This window comes from Mariniflexile ostreae (genome assembly GCF_042427585.1).
In the GTDB taxonomy this organism is placed as follows: domain Bacteria; phylum Bacteroidota; class Bacteroidia; order Flavobacteriales; family Flavobacteriaceae; genus Pseudalgibacter; species Pseudalgibacter ostreae.
The window spans coordinates 19,838-35,444 of the sequence record NZ_JBHMFC010000003.1; the positions used below are offsets into that span (position 1 = coordinate 19,838).

General features: G+C 35.8%; 13 protein-coding genes. 9 read left to right on the plus strand and 4 right to left on the minus strand.

Going from position 1 to position 15,607, the window contains the following annotated elements; all coding sequences use genetic code 11:
• The first annotated feature begins 89 nt into the window (after nt 1-89).
• The 4 genes from ACFFU9_RS00915 (at nt 90) to ACFFU9_RS00930 (ending at nt 5,354) form a co-directional block, all read left to right on the plus strand.
• On the plus strand, nt 90-2,645 hold the full coding sequence (locus ACFFU9_RS00915; RefSeq protein ID WP_379859479.1) for an adenosylcobalamin-dependent ribonucleoside-diphosphate reductase: 2,556 nt from the start codon (nt 90-92) through the stop codon (nt 2,643-2,645).
• A gap of 150 nt (nt 2,646-2,795) precedes the next feature.
• On the plus strand, nt 2,796-3,872 hold the full coding sequence (prfA, locus tag ACFFU9_RS00920) for a peptide chain release factor 1 (RefSeq protein ID WP_379859480.1): 1,077 nt from the start codon (nt 2,796-2,798) through the stop codon (nt 3,870-3,872).
• A 112-nt stretch (nt 3,873-3,984) separates the two neighbouring features.
• Nucleotides 3,985-4,800: an orotidine-5'-phosphate decarboxylase gene (gene pyrF, locus ACFFU9_RS00925; protein ID WP_379859481.1), complete on the plus strand. Its 816-nt coding sequence runs from the start codon at nt 3,985-3,987 to the stop codon at nt 4,798-4,800.
• 338 nt (nt 4,801-5,138) lie between these two features.
• Nucleotides 5,139-5,354: a hypothetical protein gene (locus tag ACFFU9_RS00930; RefSeq protein ID WP_379859482.1), complete on the plus strand. Its 216-nt coding sequence runs from the start codon at nt 5,139-5,141 to the stop codon at nt 5,352-5,354.
• A gap of 95 nt (nt 5,355-5,449) precedes the next feature.
• On the opposite strand, the gene secA is transcribed toward ACFFU9_RS00930, so the two are convergent.
• The 3 genes from secA to ACFFU9_RS00945 all read right to left on the minus strand — a co-directional run bounded on the left by secA (nt 5,450) and on the right by ACFFU9_RS00945 (nt 9,932).
• Nucleotides 5,450-8,806, minus strand: coding sequence for a preprotein translocase subunit SecA (gene secA / locus ACFFU9_RS00935; protein ID WP_379859483.1), 3,357 nt, complete (start codon nt 8,804-8,806; stop codon nt 5,450-5,452).
• Nucleotides 8,807-8,954: 148 nt separating this feature from the next.
• Nucleotides 8,955-9,176, minus strand: a complete 222-nt coding sequence (locus tag ACFFU9_RS00940; protein WP_019387375.1) for a DUF2795 domain-containing protein — start codon at nt 9,174-9,176, stop codon at nt 8,955-8,957.
• Nucleotides 9,177-9,359: 183 nt separating this feature from the next.
• Entirely contained in the window at nt 9,360-9,932 is a 573-nt protein-coding gene (locus ACFFU9_RS00945) for a cob(I)yrinic acid a,c-diamide adenosyltransferase (RefSeq protein ID WP_379859484.1), read from the minus strand.
• A gap of 444 nt (nt 9,933-10,376) precedes the next feature.
• On the opposite strand from ACFFU9_RS00945, the gene ACFFU9_RS00950 reads away from it, so the two are divergent.
• From ACFFU9_RS00950 to ACFFU9_RS00965, 4 genes are all read left to right on the plus strand, one after another.
• Complete coding sequence (locus ACFFU9_RS00950) at nt 10,377-12,485, plus strand: DUF5723 family protein (protein ID WP_379859485.1); 2,109 nt, start codon at nt 10,377-10,379, stop codon at nt 12,483-12,485.
• A 200-nt stretch (nt 12,486-12,685) separates the two neighbouring features.
• The gene (locus ACFFU9_RS00955) at nt 12,686-13,021 is read left to right on the plus strand and encodes an ArsR/SmtB family transcription factor (protein ID WP_379859486.1); all 336 of its coding nucleotides are present in this window, start codon (nt 12,686-12,688) and stop codon (nt 13,019-13,021) included.
• Between the two features lie 98 nt (nt 13,022-13,119).
• On the plus strand, nt 13,120-14,127 hold the full coding sequence (locus ACFFU9_RS00960; RefSeq protein ID WP_379859487.1) for a permease: 1,008 nt from the start codon (nt 13,120-13,122) through the stop codon (nt 14,125-14,127).
• Nucleotides 14,128-14,137: 10 nt separating this feature from the next.
• Nucleotides 14,138-14,479, plus strand: a complete 342-nt coding sequence (locus ACFFU9_RS00965) for a hypothetical protein (protein ID WP_379859488.1) — start codon at nt 14,138-14,140, stop codon at nt 14,477-14,479.
• Between the two features lie 133 nt (nt 14,480-14,612).
• Here ACFFU9_RS00965 and ACFFU9_RS00970 read toward each other — a convergent pair whose 3' ends face one another.
• Nucleotides 14,613-14,795, minus strand: coding sequence for a hypothetical protein (locus tag ACFFU9_RS00970; protein WP_379859489.1), 183 nt, complete (start codon nt 14,793-14,795; stop codon nt 14,613-14,615).
• Between the two features lie 309 nt (nt 14,796-15,104).
• Between ACFFU9_RS00970 and ACFFU9_RS00975 the strand changes: the two genes are divergently transcribed.
• Nucleotides 15,105-15,575 carry an Hsp20/alpha crystallin family protein gene (locus tag ACFFU9_RS00975; RefSeq protein ID WP_379859490.1) on the plus strand — a complete coding sequence of 157 codons (471 nt, stop codon included), beginning with the start codon at nt 15,105-15,107 and terminating at the stop codon, nt 15,573-15,575.
• Nucleotides 15,576-15,607: the final 32 nt, after the last annotated feature.

The following is a 15,607-nucleotide window of genomic DNA, read 5'->3' on the forward strand; positions in this document are numbered from 1 at the left end:
ATGAAAACTTTGTGGTTTTAATTATGTTCTAAGTTGTTTATTTTTTTGTTTCTTTGCATATTAAAGCTAATTTAAAATAGTTTCTGATAATGAAAATAGATTTTACCAAAACCCCTCCTAAAACATATACTCAGGAAGAAGCGTTTGCTGCTGCCTTAGCTTATTTTAAAAACGATGATTTAGCTGCACGCGTATGGCTAAATAAGTATGCGCTTAAAGATTCTGATGGGAATATTTATGAGTTGACTCCAGATGATATGCATCGCCGTATTGCTAAAGAATTGGCAAGAGTTGAACTTAAATATGCAAACCCATTTACTGAAGACGATTTTTTTAACCTTATAAAAGATTTCAAGTACATTGTGCCGCAAGGCAGTCCAATGGCAGGTATTGGAAATCCTTTCCAGATTGCTTCCTTGTCCAATTGTTTTGTTATTGGAAACTCAGGGGAGTCAGATTCCTATGGAGGCGTTATGAAAATCGATCAAGAGCAAGTGCAGCTCATGAAACGTCGTGGCGGGGTGGGACATGACTTGTCGCACATTCGTCCTAAAGGGTCTGCTGTTAAAAACTCTGCATTAACATCAACCGGTATCGTGCCTTTTATGGAGCGCTATTCGAACTCAACTAGAGAAGTAGCGCAAGATGGTAGACGGGGAGCACTTATGCTTTCTGTTTCTATCAACCATCCGGACTCAGAAGACTTTATAAATGCAAAATTAGAGCAAGGAAAAGTTACGGGGGCCAACGTATCTGTAAGAATTGATGATGGCTTTATGGAAGCGGTTAAAAATAAAACACCATACACTCAAAAATACCCTGTCTTTAGTGCCCAACCTAAAGTTTCTAGGTCTATTGATGCCAATACGCTTTGGGAAAAAATCGTACATAATGCATGGCAATCTGCAGAACCAGGCATCTTGTTTTGGGATACTATAATAAATGAGTCTATCCCAGATTGCTATGCCGATTTAGGGTATAAAACGGTGTCTACCAATCCATGTGGCGAAATTCCATTGTGTCCTTATGATTCATGTCGTTTGTTAGCTATAAACCTGTTTTCGTATGTGGATAATCCTTTTACAAAACAGGCTGCCTTTGATTTTAAATTATTTAAAAAACATATTGCAGCAGCACAACGGATTATGGATAATATTATTGATTTAGAATTAGAGAAAATCGATAATATTTTGCAAAAAATTGCTGCCGATCCAGAATTGGATGAGGTGAAGGCCACAGAACGTAATTTATGGTTAAATATCCAGAGGAAAGCCGAAGAAGGGCGCAGAACAGGTATTGGCATAACGGCTGAAGGCGACATGCTTGCGGCTATGGGCATCCAGTATGGTAGTGAGGAAGGAAACGCCTTTGCTTTAGAGGTGCATAAAACCATAGCTATTGAAGCTTATCGTGGCTCTGTACACTTAGCCAAAGAGCGTGGTGCGTTTTCCATTTTTGATGCCGCACGTGAAAAAGACAATCCTTTTATTCAGCGTTTAAAAGAGGCAGACGGAAAGCTTTATTACGACATGCTAGAACATGGTAGAAGAAATATAGCCCTGTTAACTATTGCGCCTACAGGAACAACAAGTTTAATGACGCAAACAACCTCGGGGATAGAACCTGTGTTTATGCCGGTATATAAACGGAGAAGGAAAGTGAATCCTAATGATCAAGAGGCTCGGGTCGATTTTGTTGATGAATTGGGAGATTCTTGGGAAGAATACGTCGTGTTTCATCATAAGTTTAAAATGTGGATGGACGTGAACGGCATGGATAGTTCAAAAAATTATTCGCAAAACGAAATTGACGAATTGATTAAAAAGTCGCCTTATTTTAAAGCAACGTCTAACGATGTGGATTGGATGAGTAAGGTGAGCATGCAAGGGGCTATCCAAAAATGGGTAGACCATTCCATTAGCGTAACCATCAACTTGCCTCATGATGTTTCTGAAGAATTAGTGGGCGATTTGTATATGAAAGCATGGGAAGTAGGTTGTAAAGGGGTAACGGTATATAGAGATGGTTCGCGTTCTGGAGTTTTGATTTCTAATGAAGAAAAAAAAGAGGATAAGCCTCAGGGCATTTTAACATCGTTCCCAACAAAACGGCCACAAACCTTAGAGGCCAATGTGGTGCGTTTTCAAAATAATAAAGAGAAATGGATTGCATTTGTTGGCTTAATTGACGACAAACCTTATGAAGTTTTTACAGGATTGACCGATGATGAAGATGGTATTTTAATTCCGAGATGGGTAAATAAGGGCTTGATTATAAAAAATAAAAATGAAGACGGCAGTACGCGATATGACTTTCAATATAAAAATAGAAGAGGGTATAAAACGACTATTGAAGGCTTGTCGCATAAATTTAATCCAGAATTTTGGAATTATGCTAAACTAATCTCCAGCACCTTGCGCCATGGTATGCCTATTGATAAAATTGTAGACCTGATTAATAGCTTGCAGCTAGATACCGAGTCGATAAATACTTGGAAAAACGGTGTTGTACGTGCTTTAAAACATTATGTAGAAGATGGTACTAAAGCAAAAGGGCAACAGTGCGACAGTTGTAAATCGCAAAATTTAATCTATCAAGAAGGTTGTTTAACCTGCAAGGACTGCGGTTCTTCAAAATGTGGGTAAATAGGCACTTGAGCAAAATAATGTTCAAAAGGAGGTTGGCTTTTTAGGCTGGCCTCCTTTTTTTTGTTGATGTTTGAAAAGAAGACTTTATTTGAATATATTAAAAATCCATAAATTATCGTATTTTTGAGTCCCAATTTAAAAAAGTAGATGTTAGATAAATTACAGATAGTAAAGCAGCGTTTTGATGAGGTTAGCGATTTGATTATCCAGCCTGATATCATGACGGATCAAAAGCGTTATATAGAACTCAATAGAGAATACAAAGACTTGCGTGCCCTTATGGATAAGCGTGAGCTGTATATGGCGTTTAAGGATAATTTGGAAGAAGCTGAAGCTATTATTGCCGACGGTAGTGATGCGGAAATGGTGGATATGGCAAAGATGCAATACGACGAGGCTAAGGAAGGTATCCCTAAATTGGAAGAGGAGATAAAAATGCTCTTAATCCCTAAAGATCCTGAAGATTCTAAAAATGCAGTAGTAGAATTGCGTGCTGGAACAGGAGGAGACGAGGCTAGTATATTTGCTGGTGATTTATTCAGAATGTACAGTAAATATTGCGAAAGTAAGGGATGGAAGGTCGATACTGTAGATTTTAGTGAAGGAACAAACGGCGGATTTAAAGAAATTCAATTTGAGGTTTCAGGAGAAAATGTTTACGGAACTTTAAAGTTCGAGGCGGGTGTACACCGTGTGCAACGTGTGCCACAAACAGAAACACAAGGACGTGTGCATACTAGTGCTGCTACTGTAATGGTGTTTCCAGAAGCTGAAGAGTTTGATGTGGAAATAAACCCTAAAGATGTTCGGATTGATTATTTCTGTTCCTCAGGACCTGGTGGGCAATCGGTAAACACTACTTATTCGGCAGTTCGATTAACCCACACACCAACAGGCTTGGTGGCGCAATGTCAAGATCAAAAATCGCAACATAAAAATAAGGAAAAAGCTTTTAAGGTTTTGCGTTCTCGTTTATACGAAATGGAATTGGCTAAAAAGAATGAGGCAGATGCTGCCAAACGGGGAAGTATGGTGTCTTCTGGAGATAGAAGTGCTAAAATTAGAACCTATAATTATTCACAAGGACGTGTTACCGATCATAGAATAGGTTTAACGCTTTATGATCTTTCAAATATTGTTAATGGCGACATCCAAAGGATTATCGATGAATTGCAATTGGCAGAAAACACCGAGAAGCTAAAGGCGAATACAGATATGATTTAATAGGCTCCTATTTGTAGGAGAGTGAATTTTTTGCATTCAAATTTAAAACAGTTAATAATGGATTCCTTTCCCTGTAATACTTAGGATGTATTGGAACAGCAAAGCATAAGACGTGACAACAGACCAGCTTATCTTACAGATAAAACAAAAAAAATCCTTTCTCTGTATTGGATTGGATGTGGATTTAGATAAAATTCCACAGCACCTTCTAAAAGAAGAGGATCCCATTTTTGCTTTCAATAAGGCGATAATCGATGCTACTCACCATTTATGTGTGGCCTATAAGCCTAACACTGCATTTTATGAGGCCTATGGAATTAGAGGATGGAAAGCTTTGGAAAAAACGATTGCATATCTAAATGAAAAGCATCCAGAAATTTTTACCATTGCAGATGCCAAGCGTGGCGATATTGGTAATACGAGTACTATGTATGCTAAAGCGTTTTTCGAGGATTTAGCTTTCGATTCTGTTACTGTGGCTCCTTATATGGGCAAAGATTCTGTAGAGCCTTTTTTGGCCTTTAAGAATAAACATACTATTTTGTTGGCTTTAACCTCAAATAAAGGCGCATTTGATTTTCAGACGCAAGAAGTTGATGGAAAGGAATTATATAAGCATGTGCTAGAAACATCAAAACGTTGGAAAAATTCTCAAAATTTAATGTATGTAGTTGGAGCAACCAAAGCAGAGTATTTAGCAGAGATTAGAAAAATTATTCCTGAGGCTTTTTTATTGGTACCTGGAGTTGGTGCTCAAGGTGGTAATCTGCAAGAGGTATGTAAATATGGGAGGACTGCAAATATAGGTTTGCTTATTAATTCTTCACGAGGTATTATTTACGCTTCTAAAAATGAAGACTTTGCAAAAGCTGCAGCTTTAAATGCAGAAGCGCTTCAAAAAGAAATGGCGGCAATCATGAGCCGTTAGTATGTGGGCCACTAATTCTTTAAATAGTTGTTTTGTGAAACCACTACGTTGTGCTGGTAATAAAGTAAAGTGACTTCTTTTGCCTATTCTATTTGACGGTTCTTTACTTAAAATCAATATTTGTTTGATAGGTTTTTCGCATTTCAAAAAGTTAAAATGTTTCTAAATCAAGACTTTACATATAGTTTAGCTTGGCGACTTCTGTATTTCCGTTCAAAACTAGTGTTGATATTTTTTAAATATGTATGGTAATTGTATAACGTATAATAAAACTATTGTAATGCTGTTAGCGCTATAAGCTTGTACCTTGCGTTTATAAATTAATTAACACTATAACCATGAAAAACGTAATATTTATTCTAACGAGTTTTGCTATTTTAGTAGGGGTAAGCTGTCGTGAAGAAAAAACAAAAACAGAAAAAATTATTATAGAAAAACAAGTTGAAACGCCTAAGCCAGAGAATAGCGATGGTACGTCCTTTAGCATAGATAAGGAAGGTGTAGAGTTTTCTAATAAGAAAGGAGATAAGAAAACAGAAATCAATATTAATTAGAGTTTATAAACTCATCAATTTTAAATAAAACCCCTGATAGATATGATATCTATCAGGGGTTTTTTATGGAATTCTTTTTTACAGTAAAGATTTTTCTAATCTTCAACCAAAACCCAATCGCCACTTTGCAATAAAGGTTCAGCTTGTTTATATTTCACTGTTTTATTTTCTCCTTTCATAACATGTTTTATGGTAACCCGATCATTACGGCCAATTTTAGGGCGATCGCGTACAATGGTTTCTACCACCTCATGCTGTTGTTGCGTGTTGCCTGCAGCTCTGTTTTGTGCAGAACGCTCATCCAGATTAGGAATTTCGTCTTTTTGTGTTTGTAAATTTTCTTTTTTAGGGGTTTGTTTCGCTTCTTGTATCGTGTTTTGTGTTTCTTGAGGCAATTCCCCTTTAAACAAGAAAGAGATAACCTCCTTATTTACTTGGTCAATCATACCTTTAAACAGTTCAAAAGCTTCAAACTTATAAATAAGTAATGGATCCTTTTGCTCATGTACGGCCAGCTGTACTGATTGCTTTAGCTCGTCCATTTTACGTAAATGCGTTTTCCAGGCATCATCTATAATAGCGAGCGTAATATTCTTTTCAAAATCTGTTATTAATTGTTTTCCATTGGTTTCGTAAGCTTTTTCAAGATCGGTAACTACATTAAGGGTTTTAATGCCATCTGTAAAAGGAACCACAATACGTTTAAATTTATCGCGCTGTGTTTCATATACGTTTTTAATCACAGGAAAAGCTATGTCTGCATTACGTGCCATTTTTGTTTTGTAATGTTCGAATGCAGCTTTGTAAATTTTAGAAGTGATGTCTTGTGCCGATAATTTACCAAATTCGGCTTGGGTAATAGGCGAGCTCATAGAGAAATAACGAATTAATTCAAATTCGAAATTTTTATAATCATTAGCACCTTTGTTGGTATCTGAAATGCCTTCGGAAGTATCAAAAATCATGTTTGCTAAATCTACTCGCAGACGTTCTCCGTGCAAAGCATGACGACGACGCTTGTAAACTACCTCACGTTGCGCATTCATAACATCATCATATTCCAATAATCGTTTACGAACACCAAAGTTGTTTTCCTCTACTTTTTTCTGTGCACGTTCAATGGATTTTGAAATCATAGAGTGTTGGATGACTTCGCCTTCCTTCAATCCCATTTTATCCATCATTTTTGCAATACGTTCGCTACCAAATAAACGCATTAAATTATCTTCCAATGACACGTAAAATTGCGAGCTTCCTGGATCCCCCTGACGACCGGCACGACCACGTAACTGTCTATCTACACGACGCGAGTCATGGCGTTCTGTACCTACAATAGCCAAACCACCTGCTTTTTTAACAGCTGCAGATAATTTAATATCGGTACCACGTCCTGCCATATTGGTGGCAATGGTTACCTGTCCTGAATTCCCTGCTTCGGCAACAATATCTGCTTCTTTTTTATGTTGTTTAGCATTTAATACGTTGTGCGAAATTTTTCTTAGCGTCAACATTTTACCTAAAAGTTCACTAATTTCAACAGATGTTGTTCCTATAAGTACAGGGCGTCCTGCTTGCGATAATTGTGTAACTTCATCAATAACAGCATTGTATTTTTCTCGCTTGGTCTTAAATACCAAATCCTCTCTGTCATGTCGAGCAATGGGGTGATTGGTAGGGATTTCAACCACGTCCAATTTGTATATTTCCCAAAACTCACCTGCTTCTGTTACCGCTGTTCCTGTCATACCAGATAGCTTACGGTACATTCTGAAGTAATTTTGAAGTGTTACCGTAGCAAAAGTTTGGGTTGCATCTTCAATTTTCACATTTTCCTTGGCCTCTATTGCTTGATGAAGCCCGTCGCTATAACGACGCCCGTCCATAATACGTCCGGTTTGTTCATCTACAATCATAACTTTATTATCCATTACCACATACTGGGTGTCTTTTTCAAATAAAGCATAGGCTTTTAATAATTGATTTAGAGTATGGATACGCTCCGATTTTACACCAAATTCTTTAAATAGTTCTTCTTTAAGATTGGCTTCTTCTTCAGCAGAGAGCCCTTGTGCTTCAATTTTTCCAATTTCGATGCCTATTTCTGGCATTACGAAAAAGTTCGGATTATCTTTTCCGGAAAGGTATTCAATCCCTTTATCGGTAAGTTCTATTTGATTGTTTTTTTCTTCAATAACATAGTACAGCTCCGCATCGATTTTTGGCATTTCGCGGTTGTTGTCCTGCATATAGTGATTTTCTGTTTTTTGGAGTAATTGTTTTACACCATCTTCAGATAAAAACTTAATCAGTGCTTTATTTTTTGGAATACCACGATAGACACGAAGCAATTGGAATCCACCTTCTTTGGTATCTCCTTCATGGATTAATTTTTTAGCTTCTGCTAAAACACCAGTTAAATATTTACGTTGTACGTTAACAATATCATCAACTTTAGGCTTTAGCTCATTGAACTCGTGGCGTTCTCCTTGTGGAATCGGGCCAGATATAATCAATGGGGTACGTGCATCATCTACTAAAACGGAATCCACCTCATCCACTATGGCGAAATGATGTGGGCGTTGCACTAAGTCTTCAGGAGAATGTGACATGTTATCGCGTAGATAATCAAAACCAAATTCGTTATTAGTCCCATAAGTGATATCGGCATTATAAGCTTTTATACGTTCTGGTGAGTTTGGTCTGTGGTAATCAATACAATCTACAGTTAAGCCATGAAATTGAAAAATAGGGGCCATCCATGCACTATCACGTTTGGCCAAATAGTCGTTAACAGTTACTAGATGTACACCTTTTCCAGATAAAGCATTTAAGTACATGGGTAAGGTAGCAACCAAGGTTTTACCTTCACCTGTTTGCATTTCGGCAATTTTACCTTGATGCATTGCAACACCTCCAATAAGTTGTACATCGTAATGTACCATATCCCAAGTAATGGGTTTTCCTGCGGCATCCCAAGAGTTTGACCATGTAGCTTGATCGCCATTTAGGGTTACATACTCTTTTGTTCCCGACAATTCTCTATCGAAAGACGATGCAGAGACGGTAATGGAAGTGTTGTTGGTAAAACGTTTTGCTGTTTCCTTAATTACAGCAAATGCTTCTGGTAAAATAGTATTTAAAACATCTTCGGTTTTAGTATAAGCGTCGTCTTTTAATTTATCGACGCTTTGATAGATGTCCTCCCGTCTATCAATATCTTCTGTATTTTCCGCTTCAGTTAGTAGCTTCGCTATTTCGTCGTTAATAGGTTGGATGGCTTTGGCGATAGTAGCTTTAAACTCGGCTGTTTTAGCTCTTAACTCGTCATGAGAAAGGTTAGAAATACTACTCTCTACGGCTTTAATCTTCTCAACAATGGGAGTGATGGCCTGTATATCTTGTTTCGATTTGTCTCCTACAAATATTTTTAAGACCGAATTTAAAAAATTCATGCGTATATGTTTTATGTTTTAACTAGGAATATCCTAGATGTTTTTGTTTTTAAATATGATCAAAGATACGTTTTGTTGTGATTTTATAAAGATTTGGGTACAAAAAAAAGCCTCAAATCGAGACTTTTTTTAATTTCTTTATGCTTTATTAATATTCATCCTCATTCCAGAGGTAGTCTTCATCTGTTGGGTAATCCGACCAAATCTCCTCAATGGAGTCATAAGAGTCGCCTTCATCTTCAATAGACTGTAGATTCTCTACAACTTCAAGCGGTGCGCCTGTTCTAATTGCATAATCTATAAGTTCGTCTTTTGTTGCTGGCCAAGGCGCATCACTTAAATAAGATGCTAATTCTAAAGTCCAATACATGTTTTTGTGCGTTTAATTTTTTGCAAAAATAAAATTTTTGTTTAAACACACAAGGAAAAAATGAATTATTTAATCATTAATTTTAAGAACGTTTTTTTTTTACGATAAACAAGCTAAAGTTATGCTAGTTAAAGCATTGATTTCACTAAGAAATAAAGCCTTTAAAGTATTCCAAGAGTAGGTTTAACTTTTTTCTGGAATCCACTTTATTTCCGCAGCTTGTAAGTCGTAAGTCAACTTTCGTGCCAATACAAAAAGATAATCGGAAAGGCGGTTTAAATAAGTTAATGCCTCGGGCTCAAAAGGCTCTAAATCATTCAGTGCAGAAGCCAAACGTTCTGCCCTTCGGCACACACAACGCGCAATATGACAGAATGACACGGTTTGGTGCCCTCCTGGTAATACAAAGTGTGTCATTGGTGGTAAAACTTCATTCATGGTGTCTATCTCTCGTTCCAGTTTCTCTATGTTTTCAGTAGTGATTTTAGCAATATTTAAGCGTTCTTTTCCATTTTTTAAAATGGCTTTTTGGGGATCGGTCGCTAAAATAGCGCCTATTATGAATAGCCTGTCTTGAATATGTATAATTAAATCTTTGTAATCTTGGTGAATGTTTTGGTCGCGTATTAATCCTAAATGTGAATTCAATTCATCTATGGTGCCATAACTTTCAATACGGATATGGTGTTTGGGTACGCGTGTACCGCCAAATAATGCCGTGGTGCCTTTATCGCCGGTTTTGGTGTAAATTTTCATGTCAGTTTTTTTTGCCAGTTGTACATTACTGTATCATATTTAATTTACGATAGTAATATGGTACATTTGTTTTATCTGACGAAGTTAAAAGTTAAAATTTACATGCTAAAGATTTTTCTTTTGAATTGATTAATACTCTTTTAATTATTACAATACAATCCTACTTTATAGAAGTCTGTATGGATTTGGAACAGCTGTTTTTATTTGAGTTGTATCTCTTTATTGATTTGTCGCATCAAATTCTAATTTTAAAAAAACAGCTCGTTATCTTTTTATGTGATGCCTCTGTTTTTAAATTTTAGACGATTAGGCGCCATGTGTGTTTTATAGACTTAAGCTATTTGTTAAAGGGATATGGTTTAATGACAAATTAATATGTTTTTAACACAATGCCGATAAAAACGCTATTTTTGCCCTTATAGATTTTTAACCAAGACTACAATTATGAAAAAAATTACTTTAACTAGTTTGTTTCTTTTAAGCATTTTTTGTGCTCAGGCACAGTCGTATATCGGTTACCTTAGCGATAATTACAGTGGCGTAAACAGTGTGATTTCAAACCCAGCAAATATTGCAGATTCTCGTTTTAAAGTGGATATCAATTTGGCGGGCGTTAGTGCATTTGGCGGTAATGATTATTATGGTGTGAACATTATGGATGCTATTAAATCCGATTATGATTTTGACCTGAGTGCAAAAAAACACCCTTCTTCAGATAATAATATAGGACTTAATGTGGATATCATGGGGCCGTCATTTATGTTTAACCTGAATGAAAAGAGCTCTTTAGCCATTTTTACTAGAGCGCGCTCTTTTGTTAATATAAATGAAATTAATGGAGAGGCAATTGATGCTATTGATAATGACAATTCAGACGATTTTAATTTCAATGAAGGTGATTTTAACGCCATTGGTCATGCTTGGGCAGAGTTAGGGGTAACGTATGCCAGAGTGTTGATGAACAAAGATGAACACTTTTTAAAAGGAGGGCTTACTTTAAAATATTTACAAGGTGTTGGAAGCGCTTATGCTGTAGGGAAGAACCTTACAGTTGATTACGATGCTGATGGTACCCTTTTAGGAGGGGGGCAAACTACAGGGCGACTAACCTCTACAGGAGAGGTGTCTTACGGTCGGTTTGATGAGTTTGATAATGATAATTACGATTATGATCTTCCAGATGCTACAGGATTTGGAGCAGATTTAGGTTTTGTTTATGAATGGCGACCAAACCATGCTGATTATACTACGAGTAACGCAGATGGTTCTTCTTACACACATAAGCATGAAAATAAGTATAAATTGAAAATAGGGCTGTCTTTAACAGATTTAGGACAAATTAAATACAAAAACGGATTAGAGGAAGTTTTTGATGTTACTAATACTGTAAGTGAAGATGATATCGATAGTGAAGACGATGTTAATGGTATTTTGAATAATTTATATACCTTAACAAGCTCCAAAATAGGTTATAAAGCTAATTTACCAACGGCATTGCATTTTAATGCCGATTGGAGTTTTAGCAAAAGGTTTTATGTGAATTTGAATACCGACTTTTCACTTGTTTCAAAAACAAAAACAACAGCTAGTCATATTTCAAACGTCGTATCGTTAACGCCTCGTTTTGAAAGTAAGTGGTTTAGTTTTTATATTCCTGCTAGTATTATAGAGCATAATGGTTTTCAGGTTGGAGCAGGTTTACGAGCTGGACCGTTATACATTGGCTCAGGATCGGTGTTATCTGTTTTATCGGGTGACGATAGCCAAGGGGCAGACGTATATGCTGGTTTGAAAATTCCTATTTATCAAGGAAAACCAAGAGATAGGGATAATGATGGTGTTATTGATAAACTGGATTTGTGTCCAAAAGAATCAGGCCCTCTGGAAAACAATGGATGCCCGTGGGGAGACAAAGATGGTGATACGGTATTAGATCATGTCGATGAGTGTCCGGATCAAGCTGGTCCTGTAGAGGACAACGGTTGCCCTTGGGGAGACAAAGATGGTGACACGGTGTTAGACAATATAGATAAGTGCCCAGAAGTTGCAGGTCCAATAGAAAACTATGGTTGTCCATGGCCCGATACGGATGGCGATTCGGTACCAGATAAAGACGATGAGTGCCCAGAAGAAGCAGGTACAGTTGCCAATAACGGATGTCCTGAAGTCGTTGTTGTTGAAGCACCTGTAGTTACAGAAGAGGTTCAAAAGACTTTAAATAGCTACGCTAAAACAATTTTGTTTAATACTGGAAAATCGACTATAAGATCGGTATCTAATGGTGTTTTAAAAGATATTATCGATATTTTAAATGAATATCCTACAGCTAAGTTTTCTATAGAAGGTCATACCGATAGTTCTGGAAGTGATGCGTTAAATCAGAAATTATCAGATGCTAGAGCGAATGCCGTTAAACGCTACTTAATTGAAAATGGTATTGATCCCTTTAGGTTATCTGCAATAGGTTATGGTGAAAGCAAGCCTATTGCCACTAATGATACCAATGAGGGTAAGGCTCAGAATAGACGTGTCGAAATTAATTTAGTAAAGTAATTTTTTTTTAAATCATAATATGTAAAACCTAGAGCCTAACCCCTCTAGGTTTTTTTATGTTTAAAAATAAGGGGGTATTGTCCGTGTGTTTTAGTTCTTTTTAAGAAAAGATATAAAAGTATGTTTATGGTTTGATATATTTTATATATTTGCACCTGTTTAAATATGTGTAAAAACACATATGTTAAAACTTGTAGATTATGGATGACCAAATTAAAACATTTAAAGCCTTATCGGATGCAACCAGGCTAAAGATAGTCTGGCTACTTACCAATATAAATGAAAAGATTTGTGTTTCAGAAATTGTAGAGGTGTTGGGTGAGCATCAATATAATGTGTCACGTCATTTAAAATTATTAAAAAACGCGAAACTAGTAGAGGAGGTAAAAGAAGGCAAGTGGGTGTTTTACTATTTAACTCCGATTAAAAATGAATTCAGGCAGCTCATTCAAGAAGCCATAAAAACAATACCAGAATCTCAGATGAATAACGAAATACATAAATGTAAAATATTATTGGCAGCACGTGATAAATAAAATCATTAGCGAAACAATGAAAAAAAATAAGCATTAGCTTTTTTTTACAATAACATATGTGGATTTTCACATATATACTATAAATAATAATAAATATCATGAACGAAAAATTAAATTTAGCATTAAACGAATTTCTACATGTAGGAGTAGTGTTAGTACTCATAATAGCCCTTGTGTCTATAATTACAGGTTTAATAAGAGCTTTTATTCCCCAAGAAAAACTTCAAAAAAGGTTGTCGAAAACTGGAAAATATAGTGGTTTAATGGGGGCTTTATTAGGGATACCTACCCCTTTTTGTAGTGCTTCTATGGTTCCCGTATCTATGGGGATGATCGAAATGGGGGCGCCTTTTGCTATGGTGTTTTCTTTTTTAATTTCTGCTCCACTAGCTAATTTTGTTGTAGTGGGGTTTATTTTTGGGGTTTTTGGATGGGAAGTGGCATTGGTTTATTTTCTTATTGTATTTATTGGTGCGGTTCTTTTTGGCACTATTGCAGGAAAGACGTCCATTAGGCATAGTGTAAAAAGAATGGAGCTAAACTTAAAAACACACCCACCCACCTGTGCCTCTCAACCAGTCGTTAATAGTGGTACAGGTTTAAATAATTTAACAGACTCTTGCGGTGTTGCTCAAAACCCGATTAATGATCCTAGTAATAACTTTAGGGGTTTATGTGGACAAACGAGTGCGTCTAATCAAAAGCTTACAGAGGCTTTTAACTTTGGCTGGAGTTTATTTAAACGTATTTTTCCGTATGTTTTGCTTGGAGCGGTTATAAGTGCTGTTTCTGCCGTATTTGTGCCAGATGCATGGGTGGAAAAATATTTAGGAAACGATAGTCCTTTCGCTATTCCTATAGCGGCAACGGTTGGGATTCCATTATACCTGCGAATTGAAATGGCTATACCTATATTAAAAGCGCTTATCGTTAAAGGTATGAGTATGGGGGCGGCTATGGCTTTAATTATCGGAGGTACAGGAGCCAGTCTACCAGAAATAGCTATTATTTCTTCTATGTTAAAACCTAAAGCCATAATCGCATTTATTTTTTCTGTTTTAACTATGGCTATAGTGGGTGGTTTTATCTTTTATTTTTTATTTTAAAACCTAGTATATGAAATATTTAAGTCATTTTTTTAAATCTATTGTCCGAGCATGTCCTTATTCTCTTATCGGGAGAAAATGTATGGATGTTGTTCATGGTAAACCAAAAACCACTAAAAAATCAAGTGATAAAATACAAGCATTAAAGAAGGGTGTAAAAACAGGACGTAACATATCGTTAGTTGGCGTTTTTTGCCCTTTTTTTTGGTATGCTATACTATCAGGAGCTAGTAAAGATTTTATAATATTTAATGCGATACATTCGGGAATTGTTGTAGGGCTTGGGCTTGTGGTTCTTAGTGTTAATTATTTGGCATTATATGCTTATACAAAACCTAAAGAAAATAACTAAGGCGATTGTGTAATTTCTTGAAATACTTGCGAGACCGTAAATAGGCTCCTTTTCTTCTGTAAAAAAAAAGCTGTTTCAGAGTGATTGAAACAGCTTTTTTCTACATTAATACAGCTCATGGCGTCTTTTTTAGTTATGAGGCGTTTGCTTTTGAAATAGCGCTATTATCGTTATGAAATTGATAGGCATTACTATGTTTCATTTTAAGATACAGCTGCTTATTTACAGACACCGGTATTTTTAAGTTAGGAAACTTGATGTAGTAACGTGTTCCTTCTTTTTTTATAAGTTGAACTTTAACAGGTTGTTTCTCCATAATCTAAAAACGAATTAATTAAACTATAAAAATGAACTTAAAGTACAATAAGATTTGATTTCAAAATAAATAAAATCATGATATAAAAACAAGAGCTGAATTGTAAAAAATAAATGAAAATGTGTCAGATTATCAGGGGGTTATGGTGAAATATCGTCATATTTAAAAGTATGAAAATGAACTATTGACAGTTAGGTGTTAAATAATTTCTAAAATAATAAGGAGAAACTCGAAAAAATGCTTTTGGTATTTTTTTTGACTATTTGCATTATGAAAATCAATAATGTTTAACTTAAAAAAATTAAGACTATGAGCAATTTAATAACCGTTCCTAGAAATGGAAATTTAGCAAAGAAAAGTTCTAATTATCCTTCAAGGTCATCTTGGTTTGATGATTTCTTTTTAAATGATTTTCCAACCGTATTCTCATCAAATTTTAATACAGGGATTTCATTGCCTAAAGTAAATATAAAAGAAACTTCAGACGATTTTGTAGTGGAAATGGCCGTGCCAGGATTAAAAAAATCTGATTTTAAAATCGATTTAGATAATTACGTGCTTTCCATTTCTGCAGAAATAGAAGAGGATAAGGAAGCTAATGATGAAGGGTATACACGTAGAGAATTTGGATATGCTTCATTTAAAAGAACATTTACCTTGCCCGAAACAATAGATGAAGCAAAAATAAATGCCAGCTATAACGAAGGCGTTTTAAAAATCCATTTACCAAAGCGTGAAGAAGCCAAACAAAAACCGGCTAGAAGTATTGAAATATCGTAATAAAAAGGAGGGCTTTTAAGCCCTCCTTTTAT